Origin of the sequence: Kribbella sp. NPDC050241, from assembly GCF_044459685.1 — a bacterium.
In the GTDB taxonomy this organism is placed as follows: Bacteria; Actinomycetota; Actinomycetes; order Propionibacteriales; family Kribbellaceae; genus Kribbella.
On the sequence record NZ_JBITJE010000001.1, the window covers coordinates 1,362,960 to 1,380,570 of the forward strand.

The window sequence follows — 17,611 nt, forward strand, 5'->3', positions numbered from 1 at the left end:
CCGTCGCGCGGATTCCTTCTGCTCGTACTTGCCGGGGGAGAGGCTGCCCTTCACGCCCTCCTCGAAGGTGCCGTACGCCGCGTCGATCGTGAACAATCGCAACGCCTGATCGACCATCAGGCGTTGCGTCAGCTGCCAGTCCTCCGGCGTACGGCCGAGAGGGATCTGCCTGGTCATCGCCTGCTGGATCGCCTCTTGGGGGAAGTCGTAGCCTCGTGTCTCATGACAGAGCCAACCCAGGTGGTCCACATTCGCGACGCGGTGCCGGGGGACGGCGATGCGCTGGCGGAACTGCATGCCCGGTCGCGGGCTGTGTACTACCGTGCCGGCGGCCATGAGGTGGCAGCGCTGCCTGACGAGGGGTACCGGGAGACATGGCGCAAGATGGTGGACGATTCTCGGATCGCCGTCCTGGTAGCTGCCTTGGGCGATGACATCGTCGGTGTGGTCACAGTGGATGCCAGCGGGGTGTTTCCGACCAGAGCGCCTGACGAGACGCGTGTCCGGCTCGTCGGTATCTTCGTAGAGCCTGGCCAGTGGTCCATCGGCGTCGGTAGCGCTCTGATGACACGCTTCGTCTCCATCGCACGCCGTACTGACGCCGTCGGCGAGGTCGATGTGTGGGAGCGAAACTCTCGTGCCATCCGGTTCTACGAGCGGCACGGCTGGATCCGGGACGGAACCTCGCGTCCGGGGCCGGCCGGAGCCGCTTACCTCGGCTTCGTACACCTGCCCTGACTCGCAAGGCCAATGGAACCCGAGGTCACAGACCTGGTCCATCACGGCGTCGGGGTCCGTGCGACCCGGTGGTGGAGCGATCATCGGGCAGCCATGCCCGCCTGGTTTGGCGCGGCCCCCGGCGGCGGATCTGAGGGTGCGGCTGACCCCTCGGCGGGAAGGAGTCAGCCGGCCAAGTGGGACCAACGCGGGGAGAGTTCGGACCAGGGGCCGACCGCGGCGACCTCGCCGTCGACCAGTACGACCACCCGATCTGCCTGGGCCAGGGCAGCCCGTTTCGAGGTCGCGCCGATGACCGTCGCGCGGCGCTCCCGCAGTGTTTTCCACAGTTCGATCTCGGTGGTGGCGTCCAGGGCGCTGGAGACGTCGTCGGCCAGCAGCAGCTCCGCATCTGTCGCCAGGGCGCGGGCGAGCGCGAGGCGTTGGACCTGGCCGCCGGAGAGTCGTACGCCTCGATGGCCGACCAGCGCGTCCTTGCCGCCGGCGTCGACGACGTCGGCGTCCAGGCGGGCGCCCGCGACCGGACCCTCGAACGCGCGGGCGTGCCCGAGCCGTACGTTGTCGGCGATGGTGCCAGACAGCACCCGGGGAACCTGGGCAACATGCGCGACCTGGCCCGGACGCAGGAACAGTTGCGGGTTGTCGATGAGTTCGCCGTTCCAGCGGAGCTGGCCGCGATGATCGATCAGTCCGGCCAGGGCGGAGAGCAGGCTGGACTTGCCGGAACCGACCTGGCCGACCAACAGCACCAACTGCCCGGCCTCGACGGTCAGGTTGACGCCGGAGACGCCGATCGTGCCGTCGTCGTGGATCGCGCTGAGGTCGACCAGGTCCAACCGACGCAGCCGGGTCCGGGGCACCGGCTCGGGTCCGGGCGCGATGCCGGCGACCAGGTCGACACCGGGCGGCAGGTCCATCAGGTCGGTGCCGCCGGCGAAGCGGCTGGTCTCGGCCTGCCAGGCCCGGGTGCCCGGCGCGTCGGTGACGACCGAACTGGCGACTCGTCCGAAGTAGTCGAAGCCGTTGACGGCATTGGCAACCAGCAGCGCGGTGGCCAGGCTCCAGATGTTTCCCATGTACGCCGCCCAGGCCGACACCACGCCGACCTGCACCATCACGACGGGGATGCCGTCCAGGCACGCTTGCACCCGGTGTTCCCGCACCGCGGCGTCCACCCGGCCACCGTCCACATGCTTCAGATGGGTGTGCACCTGTGGCGTCGCGGCTGCCAGCTTGATCGTCCGGGCCGCGTCCAGTGCGGACACCAGTGCACGACCGAACCGAGCGCGGGCGGCCGACGCCGCGGCCGCCGATCGACCGGCGACGGGGCGGCCGACGGTCGAGGCCAGCGCCGACGAGACCATCACGGCCAGCAACACGGCGCCTGCCAGCCAGGTGCCACCGAGTACGGCGGTGACGACGGCGATCACCATCGCGTTGAGGAAGTCGACCCAGCGGTCGCCGTAGTGGACGATCCGGCCGGCATCCATGGAGCGGGCGACCACCTCGCCCGGCGGCGTCCGGGGTAGTCGGTGCTGTCCGGTCTGACCGAAGAGCACCGACATCCGCGTCCGCAGCATCACCTCGGCCCACCGGCGCGGATAGCGCCCGAGGCCTTCGGCCAACAGCAGCGGGGCAGCGAGCACGGTCGCCACCAGGGCCACGGCGAGCCACCACGGTGCCTGCCCGTGTTGCAGGGCCTCGACGACATGACCCCACACCAGACCGGTGACCGCTCCTTGCGCACCGGTCAGGGCCGCGAACAGGAACAGCACGGCGCCGACCACGCTCCATTCCGGACGGAGCAGCAGCGCATGCGCGACGCCGCGGGCAAGACTGGGTCCGGTGCCGACGTCGGCATGTTCGGGCGGTTCGCCGATCCGGCGCCGACCACCGACCGCCTCGGCCGGGGCATTGATCGCACGATCCCGCTCGCGGTGATGATCATGACCGTCGTCGGCGGGTCCGCCGGCCAGCAACAGTTCCCGGAACGGTCCGGGGGAGACGGCCAGTTCGGCACGAACTCCGTGCTGGACTACCCGGCCATGATCGAGGACTGCGACCAGCGGTGCTCGGGCGATCGTCGAGAGCCGGTGGGCGATCAGAACGCCGGTACGGCCGGAGAGCAGCCGGTCCGATGCGGCGATCACCAGCCGCTCCGTGAGCGGATCCATCCGCGCGGTCGCCTCGTCCAGGATCACCACCCTGACGTCGCGGACCAGCAGCCGGGCGAACGCGACCAGCTGTTCCTCGCCTGCGGACAACGACGTGCCACCCGGGCCGAGCAGCGTGTCCAGGCCGTCTGGCAGGCCTGCCACCCAGTCGCCGAGCCCGAGTTCCACCACGGCCGCGTCGATGACTGGCCTCGGCAGGTCGTCGTTGAACAGGGCGATGTTCTCGGCCAGGCTGCCGGCCAGGATCTCCGTCCGCTGGGTGACCACACCGACCGCCGCGCGCAGCTTGTGCAGATCGAGATCGCCGACATCGTGACCGGCCAGGAACACGCTGCCCGGCGGCGGCTCGACGGCTCGCGAGATCAGTGACGCCAGTGTCGACTTGCCGGAGCCGGTGCGTCCGACCAAGGCGATGGTCTGACCGTCCAGTACCTGCAGATTGATGTCGCGGAGGGCGAAGGTGCCCTCCGCGTACGAGAAGTCCAGGTCGCGGATCTCCAGGTCGACCGGGCCGTCCAATGGAAGCTCCAACCCGCCCTCCGGTTCGGGTTCGGCTGCCAGCATCTGCCGCAGCCGGGTGACGGCGCCGAGTCCGGCCTGGAGATCGGGCAGATTGTTGGCGATCATCGCGATCTGTCCGACGAAGGTCGAGGTGACCAGGAACAGCGTCACCAACCGTGCCACGGTGAGATGGTTGTCGACGGCCAGGGCGATCCCGGCGACGCCGATCGCTACCAGCAGGCCATGCAACAGCACGCCGGCCCGACGGGCGATCTGGCTGTCCACGGCGACCCTCGAGTTGACCTTCTCGTGCGCCGTGGCCGAGAGCCGGGCAACCCGGGCCAGGACGTGCGCCTGGCCAAGACTCGTCCGGAGATCGTCGCGGGCCGCGATGCCTTCCTCGAGTGCGGCGGTATGGTCGGTCCAGGCCATCTCCTCGATGATCTTCCGGCTGGCGATCTCGGCCAGGAGCTTGCGGATGGCGAACCAGGTGATCACGGCCAGCACCGGGAAGAGCACAGCGGCCGGCCACCAGGTCACCCCGGCGACGATCCACATCGGGATCGTCCCGAAGAGGATTCCCGCCAGCGTCCACAGCTGGGAACGCAGCAGGGTGCCGACCTCGTGGGAGTCGTCGTCGACGCGGTCGAGGATCTCGCCGACGGCTTGTTCGTTCAGTACGGCCAGGGGCTGTCGGATGGCGGCCTGGAGCACGTCCGCGCGGAGCCGGCCCTCGACCCTGTCGGAGACGCCAACCCAAAGGATCTTGCCGAAGCTGTTGATCACGGCCCCGCCGACGACACACACCATCAGCAATCCGACCAGCCGCCAGCTGGGCTGTGCCGCCAGCAGTCCGGCCACGACACTGCCTAGTGTGGAACCCAGCGACGCGATCGCCGCTGCCGCGAGCGCCAGCGCGGAGGCCGGCCCGCGGAGGCGTCGCCAATCGACCCGCCGGGCCGGATCGGCGGGCGGCGGTGGGGCAGTCGCGCGGGCATCCGGCAGCCGCGCGAGGAGGTCGGTCATCAATCCGAAACCCTAGGTCGCGGCGCGGAAAGAGTCAGCCGATTTTCCAGTCGCTGCGGCGCTCGCCGACGGGTGGTCGTCATGGTGGTTTCGCGCAGGATTCAACCGGTGAGCGATCCCAACCGGACAGGCTGGGGAAGCGGCGATAGGCCGGGTAGTTGACATAATGTCGCTTATCGGCGCTTAGGTTCTGCCAGTTGAACCTCGTTGTGATCCCTTCCTGCCGGTACGGTGCAGGGCTGGTGATGCGGTGTCGTGCATCGTGTTATCGGTTTTTCGGAGTACTCGACTCGTTTCAACTTCAATGACCCGAGGATGTTTGCCTTGAGTAACACGCCGGATCTCGGTCCCGTGCCGGAGCGCATCGACGTCAAGGCAGCGCAGGTACGCCGTCTCGTTGAGGAGCAGTTCCCGCAGTGGGCCGGTCTTCCCGTCCACCCCGTGGCCAACGGCGGCTGGGATAACCGGACGTTCCATCTCGGCACCGACATGGTGGTGCGCATACCCAGCGCGTCCGAGTACGCCCAGGCGGTCGAGAAGGAGCACAGGTGGCTTCCGACGCTCGCTCGCCAACTCCCGCTGCCGATCCCCGTCCCACTGGCGAAGGGCAAGCCGAGCGCGGAGTACCCGCATTCGTGGTCGATCTACCAGTGGCTCGACGGCGTGACTGCCACCGCGGACCGCATCGCCGATCCTGTTCAGTTCGCCCTCGACCTGGCCGGCTTCCTGGCCGCCTTGCAGAGCGTCGACGCCACTGACGGCCCCCAGCCGGGAACTCACAACTGGTTCCGGGGCGGCACACTGCGCACCTACGACAAGAACACCCACAGCGCGCTCGGGGAATTGGACGGCCACATCGATGTCGAGTTGGCCCGAGAGATCTGGTCGAACGCGCTCGACGCACGCTGGGACGGTGCGGACCGCTGGTTCCACGGAGACGTCGCAGAGGGAAATCTTCTGCTGGACAACGGGCAGTTGACGGCCGTCATCGACTTCGGGACATGCGGCGTCGGCGACCCGGCCTGCGATCTCGCGATCGCCTGGACGTTGCTGACCGCCGATGGCCGCCAGGCGTTCCGGGATCGGCTGTCGGTGGACGCGGTGACCTGGGCGCGTGGGCGCGGCTGGGCCCTGTGGAAAGCAATCGCCACCTATTGGTATACCTACGAAGATCCCGAGGATGCGGCGGTGTGTGCGAGCGCGAAGCGCGTCCTCGACGAGATCTTCTCCGAGTACTCGGGCAGCCGATCCCCGGCGTCGACTCCGACCGTGCGTCCGTCGGCTTGAGACCGGGAAGGCCGATCCTCCCCCGCAGATCATCGTGCTTGCTGATCCTGCTCCCCCGCCCGGTCGACGAAGTTCTTGCCTCAGGCAACGTAGAGCTGGGTTCTCGCGCCTGGTTCGAAGCCGATGGACTGGTAGAGCGCCCGTGCCTGCGGGTATCCGTCGTCACCGCGCGGACAGACCATCGCGTCGGCGGCACCTGCCTCGCGCAAGGCGTGGAGCGCGGCAAGGTTGACCGCCTGCCCCAACCCTCGACGCCTGTACTCCGGGGCGCAGCCGACCGGCTCCACGAGACCGATGCCGTGCACCTCGTCGTACCAGATCAGCGCAGTGGCCACGAAGTCGCCGTTCGGGGCTTCGACGACCCAGTCGAGCTCGGGCCGGTAGGGCCAAGTGGTCATCACCGCGGCGAAATCCTCGTCGGTCACCTTCGACGGACCCCAGTCGGACCAGGCGGCGCGGTGCCCCGCGCCCCGCTTCTCCACCTCGTCGGGTCGCGCGTGCCGGAGCGTCAATCCGTCCGGCACGACCGGACTACGGAGGTCGCTCAGCGAGATGCGGTGATGAGTGAAGAACGGGGCTTCTTCGTCCGGGTGGAAGCCGGCAGCCTCCAACGCGGCGACGAGGTGCGTCTCACTCTCGAGGATGCTGCAGGCTCCTGAGGGGGCGAGCGACCGGAACCACGCGATGACCTCGGCAGCGACCTCCGGCCGGACCGGATCGACCACCAGCGAGAGGTGATCGGGGAGCTCCGCCCATCCCCACGCGACCACTTGGCCGTTGTCCTCCCAGAGCGCAGTACGCCACGTGTCCCGGTGCCGGTGGAAGTTCACGCTGCGCTCCCAGGCGACGTCGCCGATGTGGAGCCGCGACCGCGGACTCCACGTCCGCTGGACCAGGTCCTGCATCAACCGGAGGTCGTCGGGGCCGTCGAAATCTCGTCGCCGCACTGCACCCTCCGATGGCTGGATCAGACCGTCCAGCATCATCTGAGCGTCGCCACTCCCTCAACCGATTTAGCTCCGAGTCACTCCCGACTCATCTACTCCCCTGCCGGCCGACGGAGGCTATCCGGGTTGCCGCCGGAGATACGACCAAGTTCCAGCCTCCGCTCGAGCTTTCGGCTACGGGACGTAGATGAGATAGGGACGGTACTGCTCAGCGCCAGTCGTTCGACCGATGCGGACCGGGTGGGCCGGCTCCTAGCCTCGCTGGCATGGGAAAGGTCATTATCCACAACCAAGTCACCGTCAACGGCGCCTTCGAGGCGCCCACGCCCGATGAATGGCTGGAGCTCGACGCCGACAGCGGCGACGCCGGCCTCGAGCAGCTGATCCTGGCCGACGCGCTACTTCTCGGCCGCAAGACCTACGAGGGACTGGCCGCCGTCTGGCCACACCTCGGCGAGGATCCGGCGATGGGCCACTACGCGGAGCGGGTCAACGGCATGCCGAAGTACGTCGCCTCGCGAACCCTCACCGGACCGCTGGAGTGGAACGCCACCCTCATCGACGGCGACGTCGCCCAGGCCGTCCCCGCACTCAAGAAGAAGCACACAGGCAACCTGATCGTCTCCGGCTGCGGGGAGCTGGCGGACACCCTCGCTCAGCAGGGTCTGGTCGACGAGTTCTGGTTCTGGGTGAATCCGCACCTCTGGCCGGCCGGGCCGCGGATCCTCGACGGAGTCGGCCCGATCCGCCTGCAGTTGGTCACGGCCACGACCTACCGCTCCGGAGTTGTCTGGCTGCGCTACCGGCCTGCTGGGGTCTGAGGGGAACGATGATCACGTACGCTCTCGTATCGGCCGACGACCCAGGGCCGGGCTGCATCAGACAGTTATCCACGGAGCGCTTGGAGGGGCAGCGATGGACACGTCCGCGTATTTGAACTCCGTTGTCGAGCAGACGGCTACGTTCGCCGAGTGGGTGGACGGCTGGGATGCGGCGACGCCGGTGCCGACGTGTCCGAAGTGGACGCTGGCCGATCTGGTCGATCATGTCGGTGCGACGCATCGGATGGTGGCGATGCTGGTGGGTGAGCAGTTGGCCGAGCCGAGTAGGGCGTTCGCGGCCTATGTTCCGGCGCCGGCCGATTCGGCGCAGTGGGCCGCCTGGATGGTCGAGGGTGCGGCCGCGGCGCAGCGGGCGGTCGCGTCGGTGGGCGATGACGCGCCGGTGTGGGATCCGTCCGGTGCCGCGGCGGGGGTGCCGTTTTGGTCGCGGCGGTTGTTCGGTGAGGCGTGTGTGCATCGTGCGGACGCGGCGGCGGCGCTCGACCGGCGGTATGAGCTGGCGCCGGAGCCTGCGGTGGCGGCGCTGGAGGATTGGCTGGACACGATGACGTCGCGCGGCTATTGGGAGAACAGGGCGGACTTCGCCGCTGCGATGCGCGGCGACGGCCAGACCCTGCACTTCCATGCCACCGACGCGCCCGGGGAGTGGCTGGCCCGCCGGGATCCGGACCGGGTCGTGCTGGAACACACCCACACCGAGGCCGACGTCACGCTGCGTGGCCCGGCCGCGGACCTCCTGCTCGTGCTCAGCAGGCGCCGCCGGCTGGACGCGGCACCCAGCCTGGAACTGGACGGCGACCGGGCACTGCTTGACCGCTGGATCGACCACATGGACTGGGTCAGCGACTGACCGACAGCGCTGGCATCGAAGCCGGTCAGGTCAGGTGCGTCGGGCTTGGAGCATGACGAGGGGACCGTACTGGCCGTCGGCCGGGATCCGCAGATCCGCCACAACGCGTCGCGCGGCGTCCTCCAGAAGGACGGCCAGCTGCTCGGGTCGCCATTGGTACGTCGTCCAGGTCACCGCGACACCGCCGTACGCCTCGGTCCGAGCGACATCGTCACCGCCCCCGTGCGTCGCGATCATGAAGTGCCCGCCGGGAACGAGTGCGTCATGGAAGGCGGCGAGGACGTTCGGCAGGATCTCGCGTGGCAGGTTGAACAGCGACCACCAGCCGAGAATGCCGCCGAACGAGCTCGGCTCGAGGTCGAGTTCGGTGGACGAGGCAACGGCGAAGCTGCACTCGGGGTGAAGGCGCCTGGCGTGCTCGATCATCCGAGGCGACAGGTCGACACCCGACACCTCGATCCCCCGCTCCTGCAGGTACGCCGTGACAGTCCCCGGACCGCAGCCGACATCGAGCACAGGGCCAAGACCGCGGACCGAGCCGGCGAACGCGTCGACAGCTGCCTGCAGCCACGGCTGGGTACGAATGTCCCCCATCCCCGTGGTTTCGAGCAGGTCGACATAGTTGTCGGCCACTCGGTCGTACGACGCGCGCACGACCTCGAGATCCGATGGCTGAACACTCGATGAAAGGGTCACCAGCCCGACCCTATCGACCACCTCTCCCCCGCTCCGGAACCGCCGCGCTCAGCAGTCGAAGACCGACCAGCAGATGGTGTTTCGTTGGTGCTGGTCGTCGAGGACGAGCGCGCGGATCGCCTTCGGGAGTTGGGCGCGCTGCCACTTGCACTCGGCTCGGCGTACCATCTCGGCCTCTTCCTTTGGCGAGGCAGCAACTGCGGCCTTGATGGCGTAGGCGGCCGCGCCCAGGTCGTGCTCGGCGACGTGAGCGACCGCTCCAGCTTGGCCGGCTGCGTATGCGGCATGCCGTGCTGCTCCACTCAGGTCTCTGGCCGCGCCCATCGCGTGGCCGCCCGCTGCGCGAGCCTCCATCATCTTGACCTCGCCACGCACCCAGGCGCGGGCGTGCTCGATCGCCTGACGCGGCCGGGGATCATCCGGCCGAACCGACTCGAACAGGGGCAGGACATGTTCCGCGCACGTGGCCGCCCAGAGAGCCAGGAGGTGGTGATCCGAATCGGTGAGGGTTCCACCTCGGCGGATCGTCACGAGGCGCGGGTCTCGGACCTTCGGAAGGATCATGGTCGGCACGCACCTCCGTACGGTGGCCAGGCACGATTCTTGTGTTGGGGTGTCGATTTCCGGGATCGCTGTTCGTCTTACTGCGACGATTCGGTATGACGAGTCCGGTCATCGGAGGAGCCAAGCCATGAAGTACATCATGTTGATCTACCAAGGCGGCGCGCTCGAGCAGCAGGCCGCACTGTCCGAAGACGAGCAGAAGCAGGTCTACGCCGACTACCAAGGGATCAACGAGACGCCGGGCGTCACGCCCGGACTGCCGATGGGTCGACCCGAGAACGCGACGACAGTGCGGGTCGAGGCCGGCAAGACCCTGACCACCGACGGGCCGTTCGCCGGGATGAAGGAGTCGGTCGGAAGCTGGTTCATCCTGGAGGCCGACAACCTGGACGCGGCGATCGAGGTGGCCGCCCGCGTCCCGGCGGCACGCTACGGTGGCGCGGTCGAGATCCGCCCTTCGGAGGTGTATTGGTAGCCTCGCAACCGAGCCACCGATCGCATCCGCCGCGGCCGCGACGACCTCGCGTCCGAGGCGATCTGGCTGGGCCGGGCGCTCACCGAAGTACTTCCGGACGAGCCCGAAGTCCACGGATTGCTGGCGATGATGCTCCTCAACGACTCCCGCCGGGAGGCGCGATTCAGCGGCGGCGAACTAGTGCTGCTCGTCGATCAGGACCGATCCCGCTGGAACACCGCGCAGATCGCGGCCGGACGCGCCGAGCTCGACACTGCGATCGCTCTGGGCGGCCACGGGTCCTACGTACTCCAGGCCTGCACTCGACCAGGGCCGAACTGCTGCGCCGCCTCGGCCGGATCGACGAGGCGCGCGACACCTACCGACGGGCCAGAGAACTCACCGAAGACGGCCCCGAACGCCGCTTCCTGGAACGACGTCTCACCGAACTGGCAGCCACCACGATGCCCCACGGGACGGGCTCCTCGTCGGGCTCGGACACGTGATCGATCCGCAGTCCGGCAGCGATGAAGGCGTTGAGGAAGTCGGCTAGTGACAGGTGTCGCATGCCACCCACCTTGGTCCTGATGCCGTCGGTCCCCCACCATGGAGCCGACAGATGCCGTCGAGCCTCGCGGTAGATGGTGTGCACGAGCCGGCTGCCGTCCGGGCATGCCTCTACATGCGGGCCGTTGAAGCATGGATGCACGCCGTAGAAGAGGAATCGGCCTCCGGGCACCAGGACGCGCGCGACCTCGGACAGCATCCTGTCGAAGTGTTCGACATCGGTCGAGGTCCAGGAACTGACAGCCATCGGTACGACGGACGACTTGATCGGAAGCCGTTCGACATCGCCCTGGACCAAGCGATTCGACCGCGGGCGCGCCAGTCGCAGCTGATCGGTGGAGAGCTCGACACCGACAGGCGTCCAGCCGAACTCCGCGATCACGGCCAGATCCCGCCCTGTCCCGGAGCCGATGTCCAGGCAGGGACCTTGACCAGTCGGCAGGTTGGCTCGCAGTACGTCGTGCCGATGCGGAGCCGTGTCCAGTTGCGCGTCGTACCAGTCGGCCACACCGTCGTACCGGGCCGTCGCCATCAGGCCAACGGCGGAAAGGTCTTGGTGCCTGGCATGTTGTCGGCGAACGCCTGAAGCTCCGGTGAGATGTCGCCGTGCAACTGCATCGCGGTGAGCTCGCCGAGCTCGAAGGCCCGCTTCAGAAGGTCGTCGCAGTGCTCGTTGTGTGCGAAGGCTGCGGCGCTGTCGACGTACTCCTCGATCACAACGAAGCTGTCCGGGTCGGCGTCCTGATACCAGTCGTACCTGAGCGTCCCAGGCTCGTCCCGAGTCGCCGCAGCCAACGCCTTGGCGGCCTGAACGAACTCGTCCCGCCGCCCTTCACGAGCAGTGAACTCAACGCGCGACGTGAGCGTCATTGTCAATCCTTTCCGTCAGAACCAGGTCGTCGTACAAAGCATCGAGCAGATCCGGCAGGCGCCGAGCTTGAGTGTCCGCGTCGGCCATCCCGTTCCAGTAGACGGCAACCACCACGTGCTCGGACGGGTCCGCGAAGCCGAGACTCCAGGTTCGACCGCCGTGGCCGAAGGTGCGAGCTGACGCACGAGTCCCGTAGCCGTGGGCCGGGTTGGACGAACCGAGCATGAACCCCAGTCCGCGGTCAACCGTCTCCTGCAAGTACTCGTCCCACCCGTCGCTCACCTGGCGGGCCGTCATCGCCTCGAGCGTTCGCGCAGACAGTAGGCGCTCGTTGAGAAGGGCCTCGTAGAAGTGGCCGAGTTGGGCGATCGGGCCGTGTCCTCCGCCGGTCGGGCGGCCCCAGGTGACCCAGGCTTCTGTGCCGGACGGACCAAAACCCGGGATGACGGCAATCCGGTCTCGGTGAGCCTGGTACGCATCGGCTGACATTCCGATCCAGCAGTCGTGCATGCCGGCCGGCTGAAAGATCTCGCTGCGGATGAACTCCGAGAACGACCGGCCGCTGATTCTCGACACCAGCTCAGCGACGATCCACAGCGCGACCGAGTTGTAGGCATTGCGCGTGCCCGGGATCCAGCCGTCCGCCAACGGCGCCGCGCAGATGTCGGCCACCATTTCCTCCGGCGGGGCGATGCCGGTGATGGTGCTGGTCAGACCTCCCGTGTGGGTCAGCAGGTGCCGGATCCTGACGGTCTCCTTGCCGGCCGCGGCGAACTCGGGGATGTGGAGACAGACCGGATCATCCAGGTCGAGCAAGCCCCGCTGCCACAAGAGTCCGATCGCAACCGATGGGATTGGTTTGGTAGCGGAGGCCCACTCGACGATGGTCGAGGTCGTCATCGGTACGCCGGGGCGCGCTTCGCCGACGGCCAGGTCGACACGCGTCTGCCCGTGCACGGAGGCGTACACCTGCGCTCCGGTGTGCCAGCCCCTATCTATGCCGTGCTGTACCTGGGCGAGGGTCCGCACCGGGGTGTCAGACATGCACGTCGAAGCCGAGGTCGACGTCGGAGGCTGCTTGGCCGCCGCGGATGCCCCAGTTCTCGGCCCCGCTTTCCCTGAGGGTGATGAGGACGTGGTCTTGGGGGATGCCGAATGGGGCGAGGCGGTTGACGATCTCGGCGTACAGGTTGCGCTTGGCTTGGACCGAGCGGCCTGCGAAGCAGTCGATCGTGACCAGGGTGAAGAATTCGGGTTGGGCCCGGTTCGGTGAGCAGGCGAATCGGTGCGGCTCGTGCGCGATCAGACGGACGTTCTTGTCCTCCGGTGGGATGCGGAAGGCGGCCACCAGCGCGCCGTGGACCGCGTCCATGAGGGCGACCTCCTCGGCCTCGGAGTACCGGCGGCGAACCTCGACGAGCGCGGTGGGCATGACGCGAATCCTTTCATCCAGCAAGAGTCACCGTTGGTACGCCGGGGTGACCTCGATGCCGTGGTTGGCGAGGAGGGTGATGAGGGTGGTGTGGCCCTGGGTGAAGTCCCACAGCTCGGCAGGGAAGCCGACGGATCGCGCAGACGCCACGTTGTCGGGGTTGTCGTCGATGAACAGGATGGTGGACGGGTCGGATGCGATCCGGTGCGCGGCCTCGGTGAAGAAGGCGGGGTCGGGCTTGGCGGCGCCGAGGTCGTAGGAGTAGCAGCTGACGTCGAAGATGTCGTCGTACCCGAGCGTCGTACGCATGTGTCCGCCGCGATACCTCTCCTGATTCGTGCCCAGGTGTACGCCGTACCCGTGGCGCCGGAGCTGCTCCACGATCGCGAAGGACTCTTCGATACGGTCGATGCGGTGCCACACGTCCTGGTAGACGACGTCGACTCGTGTCTCGACGCCGTACTCCGCGAGTGTTGCCGCCAGCAACGGCATGTAGTCACCCCGGCCCGCCAGCATCGGCAACTCGTCCTTCCAGGTCCGATGCAGGAACTCCCGCGTCCGCTCTCCGAGATACGGCTCCATCGCGGCGTACCACCCGCCGGGGAGGTCCTGCAGTACGCCGTCCGCGTCGAACAGCACATGCCGGATCGGCGATGCGGCGACCCCACGCTTGGATCCCGCGCTGGTCGGCGCCAGGACCAGGCCTTCCGGCAGCGGCGTCGGTTCACCGCGCTCGGCCGGGATGACGCCGATCTGGTACGCGTCCTCGTAGATCACCTCGCCGGGGCGGTCGGAGTGCACGACATCGAACGGCACATCGTGGGCGGCGAGGACCGCGCACAACCGGTCCACTCGCGTCTGCATCTCTGCGGGCAGCGGGGTCTTGAACCACGTGACCGCGCCGGCGGTATTCCCGTCGGCGTAGAAGCCGGGCTCGGGAAGGTACTCGAGAAACCAGTCGTCGATGTCGAGATACAGCGCCACCTGCTCATCCGTCAACCGCCCAGCCCGCCGCAGGTGATCCACCGCCACGAACAGACCCACCTCCACGCCAAGCCGCCCCCGATACCGAGCCTGCACGCGTAGATACGTTCCCGTCATCGCCACATCATCATCGAACCAGCCCACAAACCACGACCAAATATCAGCCCCTGGGCCCCAGCGCCACCGAGCCCGGGGCGCTGCTCAGGCTACGTAGTCGGCCAGGTGTTTGCCGGTGAGGGTTGTTGGGTTGGCGATCAGGGTGGATGGGGTGCCTTCGAAGACGATGTGGCCGCCGTCGTGGCCGGCGCCGGGGCCGAGGTCGATGATCCAGTCGGCGTGGGCCATCACGGCCTGGTGGTGCTCGATCACGATGACCGACTTGCCTGAGTCGACGAGGCGGTCGAGCAGGCCGAGCAGTTGCTCGACGTCGGCGAGGTGGAGGCCGGTGGTCGGCTCGTCGAGGACGTAGATGCCGCCCTTGTCCCCCATGTGCGTCGCCAGCTTGAGCCGCTGCCGCTCACCGCCGGACAGCGTCGTCAACGGCTGACCGATGGTCAGGTACCCGAGTCCGACGTCCGCGAGCCGATCCAGGATCCTGTGCGCGGCCGGCGTACTGGCCTGTCCCGAGCCGAAGAACTCGACCGCTTCGGACACCGGCATCGCGAGCACCTCGGTGATGTCCTTGCCGCCGAACTTGTACTCGAGCACGGACGCTTGGAACCGCTTGCCCTCGCACTCCTCACAGGGTGACTCGACCGTCGCCATCACGCCGAGTTCCGTGTAGATGACGCCGGCCCCGTTACAGGCTGGGCACGCACCCTCGGAGTTCGCACTGAAGAGCGCCGGCTTCACCGCGTTGGCCTTCGCGAACGCCTTCCGGATCGGGTCGAGCAGACCCGTGTACGTCGCTGGGTTGCTCCGGCGGGACCCGCGGATCGCGCCCTGGTCGACACTGATGACGCCATCCAGGTCGGCCACCGACCCGTTGATCAGCGAACTCTTGCCCGAGCCGGCCACACCGGTGAGAACCGTGAGAACGCCGAGCGGGATGTCCACATCGAAGTTCTGCAGATTGTGAAGGTCGGCACCGCGGATCTCCAGCGCGCCCGACGGCTCCCGCACCGACTCCTTCACCGAAGCACGGTCGTCGAAATGACGCCCGGTCAGTGTCTTGCTGGTCCGCAGTTTGTCGACGGATCCCTGGAACACCACCTCGCCCCCGCCGGATCCGGCGCCCGGGCCGAGGTCGACGACGTGGTCGCCGATCACGATCGTCTCAGGCTTGTGCTCCACGACCAGGACCGTGTTGCCCTTGTCGCGCAGTTGCAGGAGCAACTCGTTCATCCGCTGGATGTCGTGCGGGTGCAGGCCGATGGTCGGCTCGTCGAAGACGTAGGTGACATCGGTCAGCGAGGAGCCCAGGTGACGGATCATCTTGGTGCGCTGCGCCTCGCCACCCGACAGCGTCCCGGCCGGCCGCTCGAGCGAGAGGTAGCCGAGCCCGATGTCCACGAACGAGTCGAGCGTGTCCCCCAGCGCCTCCAGCAGCGGACCGACGGACGGCTCCTTGAGCTCACGCACCCAGGCGGCGAGATCGCTGATCTGCATCGAGCACAGGTCGGCGATGTTCTTGCCGTGGACCTTGGATGCCCGCGCCTCCAGGTTGAGCCGGGTGCCGTCACAGTCCGGGCAGGTGGTGAACGTGACCGCCCGCTCCACGAAGGCGCGGACGTGTGGCTGCATCGCGTCCACGTCCTTGGACAGGAACGACCTCTGGATCGCAGGGATCAGCCCGCTGTAGGTGAGGTTGATGCCCTCGACCTTGATCTTGGTCGGCTCCCGGTAGAGCAGGTCGTGCAGTTCCTTCTTGGTGTACTTCTTGATCGGCTTGTCCGGGTTGAAGTAGCCGGAGCCGCGGAAGATGCGGCCGTACCAGCCCTCCATGCTGTATCCGGGGATCGTCAGCGCACCCTCGTTCAGCGACTTGCTGTCGTCGTACAGCGCGGTCAAGTCGAAGTCGGTGACCGAGCCCATGCCCTCACAACGCGGGCACATGCCGCCGGCGTACACGGCCTTGCGTACGACGGTCTTCTCGCCCGCGCCCTTCTCGGCGACCATGGCCCCGGTCGCGATCCGCTTCGGGACGTTGAAGGAGTACGCCTGCGGGCCGCCGACATGTGGCTTCCCGAGCCGGCTGTACAGGATTCGCAGCATCGCGTTCGCGTCGGTCGCCGTACCGACCGTGGAGCGCGGGTTCGACCCCATCCGCTCCTGGTCGACGATGATCGCCGTCGTCAGCCCGTCCAGTACGTCGACGTCCGGGCGCGCGAGCGTCGGCATGAAGCCCTGGACGAACGCGCTGTACGTCTCGTTGATCAGCCGCTGCGACTCCGCGGCGATGGTGCCGAACACCAGCGAGCTCTTGCCGGACCCGGACACGCCGGTGAACACGGTCAGCCGCCGCTTCGGGATCTCGACGCTGATGTCCTTCAGGTTGTTCACTCGCGCGCCGGTGACGCGGATCAGGTCGTGGCTGTCGGCAGCGTTCTCGGTGCGCGACCGCGTGGCCTTGCTCATGGTGTCTCCATCTGTCGGGCGGAGCCGCGGTGGCGGCTTCCGTCTGGCACGGTCGTCGGGGTCAGGAAACCTGGTTGATCCGGATGTGGTTGCCGGCCGGGTCGCGGAACGCACAGTCGCGGATGCCGTACGGCTGGTCGGTCGGCTCCTGGATCACCTCGGCCTCGGTGGCCTGCAGCCGGTCGAACAGGCCGTCGATGTCCTTGGTGGCCAGCACAATGGTGGCGTAGGTGCCCTTGGCCATCATCTCGGCGATCGTACGGCGCTCGTCCTCGGTGATCCCGGGGTCGGCGGCCGGCGGGGACAGGACGATCGACGTACCGGGCTGGTCGGGAGGTCCGACGGTGATCCAGCGCATGCCGCCGTACCCGACGTCGGTGCGCACCTCGAAGCCGAGGATGTCGCGGTAGAAGGCCAGGGAGGCGTCCGGGTCGTTGTGCGGAAGGAACGTCGCATGAATGTTGAGGTCCATGCGAGTCACGCTACGTGCTGATCGCCGGCCGGTGCTTCTCGATTCCTGATCGGTCTGGTCACCTGCTTGGCCACGCACGACGGGATGCCCAGGGTCGAGTCCCCCGCGCGCTCCTTGTAGATGCTCGGCGGCATCCCGACCAGCTCGGTGAACCGGGTGCTGAACGTGCCCAGCGACTGGCAGCCGACCTCGAAGCACACGTCGGTGACGCTCATGTCGCCGCGGCGCAGCAACGTCATCGCGCGCTCGATCCGCCGCGTCATCAGGTACCCGTACGGCGACTCTCCGTAAGCACGCTTGAACTCGCGGCTCAGATGACCGGACGACATGTGCGCACCTCGAGCGAGTGCGTCGACGTCCAGCGGTTGCGCGTACTCCCGATCGATCCGGTCCTTGACCCGCCTCAGGCGTGCCAGATCCTGCAGCCGCTGCGCCTCGTCCGCCTTGCCCGTCACCCCAAAAATCCTGCCACGCCCCACCGACGATTACCTAACCCCCAACCACTTGACGTCGTCCGTGGGATAGACATGCCTCCATGCAGCTCAGGACTGTCGAGTGGGGTGAGGGCGGGCGGGTTGCTGTGTTGTTGCACGGGATGTTGGGGGCTGGGGAGCAGTTCTGGCGGGTTG

17 protein-coding genes and 1 pseudogene are annotated in these 17,611 nt (G+C 67.7%); 6 read left to right on the top strand and 12 right to left on the bottom strand.

Annotation, left to right across the window (positions count from 1 at the left end; genetic code table 11):
- Positions 1-222: 222 nt before the first annotated feature.
- Positions 223-738: a GNAT family N-acetyltransferase gene (locus tag ACIBG5_RS06460; protein ID WP_396390464.1), complete on the top strand. Its 516-nt coding sequence runs from the start codon at positions 223-225 to the stop codon at positions 736-738.
- A gap of 164 nt (positions 739-902) precedes the next feature.
- On the opposite strand, the gene ACIBG5_RS06465 is transcribed toward ACIBG5_RS06460, so the two are convergent.
- Positions 903-4,439 (bottom strand): ATP-binding cassette domain-containing protein, encoded by a 3,537-nt coding sequence (locus ACIBG5_RS06465; protein WP_396390465.1) that lies wholly within the window; start codon positions 4,437-4,439, stop codon positions 903-905.
- Between the two features lie 324 nt (positions 4,440-4,763).
- Here ACIBG5_RS06465 and ACIBG5_RS06470 point away from each other — a divergent pair, with 324 nt between their 5' ends.
- Positions 4,764-5,726, top strand: coding sequence for an aminoglycoside phosphotransferase family protein (locus ACIBG5_RS06470; protein ID WP_396390466.1), 963 nt, complete (start codon positions 4,764-4,766; stop codon positions 5,724-5,726).
- A gap of 80 nt (positions 5,727-5,806) precedes the next feature.
- Here ACIBG5_RS06470 and ACIBG5_RS06475 read toward each other — a convergent pair whose 3' ends face one another.
- Positions 5,807-6,673 (bottom strand): GNAT family N-acetyltransferase, encoded by an 867-nt coding sequence (locus tag ACIBG5_RS06475; RefSeq protein ID WP_396390467.1) that lies wholly within the window; start codon positions 6,671-6,673, stop codon positions 5,807-5,809.
- A 266-nt stretch (positions 6,674-6,939) separates the two neighbouring features.
- On the opposite strand from ACIBG5_RS06475, the gene ACIBG5_RS06480 reads away from it, so the two are divergent.
- Both ACIBG5_RS06480 and ACIBG5_RS06485 read left to right on the top strand, forming a co-directional pair.
- Positions 6,940-7,494, top strand: coding sequence for a dihydrofolate reductase family protein (locus ACIBG5_RS06480; protein ID WP_396390468.1), 555 nt, complete (start codon positions 6,940-6,942; stop codon positions 7,492-7,494).
- Positions 7,495-7,588: 94 nt separating this feature from the next.
- On the top strand, positions 7,589-8,365 hold the full coding sequence (locus tag ACIBG5_RS06485; protein ID WP_396390469.1) for a maleylpyruvate isomerase family mycothiol-dependent enzyme: 777 nt from the start codon (positions 7,589-7,591) through the stop codon (positions 8,363-8,365).
- A gap of 30 nt (positions 8,366-8,395) precedes the next feature.
- Here ACIBG5_RS06485 and ACIBG5_RS06490 read toward each other — a convergent pair whose 3' ends face one another.
- Both ACIBG5_RS06490 and ACIBG5_RS06495 read right to left on the bottom strand, forming a co-directional pair.
- Positions 8,396-9,061: a class I SAM-dependent DNA methyltransferase gene (locus ACIBG5_RS06490; protein ID WP_396390470.1), complete on the bottom strand. Its 666-nt coding sequence runs from the start codon at positions 9,059-9,061 to the stop codon at positions 8,396-8,398.
- Between the two features lie 48 nt (positions 9,062-9,109).
- Positions 9,110-9,625 (bottom strand): putative immunity protein, encoded by a 516-nt coding sequence (locus tag ACIBG5_RS06495; protein WP_396390471.1) that lies wholly within the window; start codon positions 9,623-9,625, stop codon positions 9,110-9,112.
- 127 nt (positions 9,626-9,752) lie between these two features.
- Here ACIBG5_RS06495 and ACIBG5_RS06500 point away from each other — a divergent pair, with 127 nt between their 5' ends.
- Positions 9,753-10,100: a YciI family protein gene (locus ACIBG5_RS06500; RefSeq protein ID WP_396390472.1), complete on the top strand. Its 348-nt coding sequence runs from the start codon at positions 9,753-9,755 to the stop codon at positions 10,098-10,100.
- A 66-nt stretch (positions 10,101-10,166) separates the two neighbouring features.
- A pseudogene (locus ACIBG5_RS06505) lies at positions 10,167-10,298 on the top strand (DUF6596 domain-containing protein); the annotation flags it as partial.
- A gap of 160 nt (positions 10,299-10,458) precedes the next feature.
- Here ACIBG5_RS06505 and ACIBG5_RS06510 read toward each other — a convergent pair.
- The 8 genes from ACIBG5_RS06510 to ACIBG5_RS06545 all read right to left on the bottom strand — a co-directional run bounded on the left by ACIBG5_RS06510 (position 10,459) and on the right by ACIBG5_RS06545 (position 17,437).
- Positions 10,459-11,178, bottom strand: a complete 720-nt coding sequence (locus ACIBG5_RS06510; RefSeq protein ID WP_396390473.1) for a class I SAM-dependent methyltransferase — start codon at positions 11,176-11,178, stop codon at positions 10,459-10,461.
- Positions 11,178-11,516, bottom strand: a complete 339-nt coding sequence (locus ACIBG5_RS06515; RefSeq protein ID WP_360448680.1) for a putative quinol monooxygenase — start codon at positions 11,514-11,516, stop codon at positions 11,178-11,180. Before ACIBG5_RS06515 ends, ACIBG5_RS06510 begins: the two co-directional genes overlap by 1 nt.
- A complete protein-coding gene (locus tag ACIBG5_RS06520; RefSeq protein ID WP_396390474.1) occupies positions 11,494-12,561 on the bottom strand; it encodes a serine hydrolase domain-containing protein in 1,068 nt (355 codons plus the stop codon). The genes ACIBG5_RS06515 and ACIBG5_RS06520 overlap by 23 nt, the downstream gene beginning before the upstream one ends.
- Positions 12,554-12,949, bottom strand: a complete 396-nt coding sequence (locus ACIBG5_RS06525) for a tautomerase family protein (protein ID WP_396390475.1) — start codon at positions 12,947-12,949, stop codon at positions 12,554-12,556. The genes ACIBG5_RS06520 and ACIBG5_RS06525 overlap by 8 nt, the downstream gene beginning before the upstream one ends.
- A gap of 27 nt (positions 12,950-12,976) precedes the next feature.
- Positions 12,977-14,050 (bottom strand): HAD family hydrolase, encoded by a 1,074-nt coding sequence (locus ACIBG5_RS06530; protein WP_396390476.1) that lies wholly within the window; start codon positions 14,048-14,050, stop codon positions 12,977-12,979.
- Between the two features lie 84 nt (positions 14,051-14,134).
- The gene (locus tag ACIBG5_RS06535) at positions 14,135-16,510 is read right to left on the bottom strand and encodes an ATP-binding cassette domain-containing protein (RefSeq protein WP_396390477.1); all 2,376 of its coding nucleotides are present in this window, start codon (positions 16,508-16,510) and stop codon (positions 14,135-14,137) included.
- A 61-nt stretch (positions 16,511-16,571) separates the two neighbouring features.
- Positions 16,572-16,982 (bottom strand): VOC family protein, encoded by a 411-nt coding sequence (locus ACIBG5_RS06540; RefSeq protein WP_360448667.1) that lies wholly within the window; start codon positions 16,980-16,982, stop codon positions 16,572-16,574.
- 5 nt (positions 16,983-16,987) lie between these two features.
- The gene (locus tag ACIBG5_RS06545; protein WP_396390478.1) at positions 16,988-17,437 is read right to left on the bottom strand and encodes a helix-turn-helix transcriptional regulator; all 450 of its coding nucleotides are present in this window, start codon (positions 17,435-17,437) and stop codon (positions 16,988-16,990) included.
- Positions 17,438-17,611 lie beyond the last annotated feature (174 nt).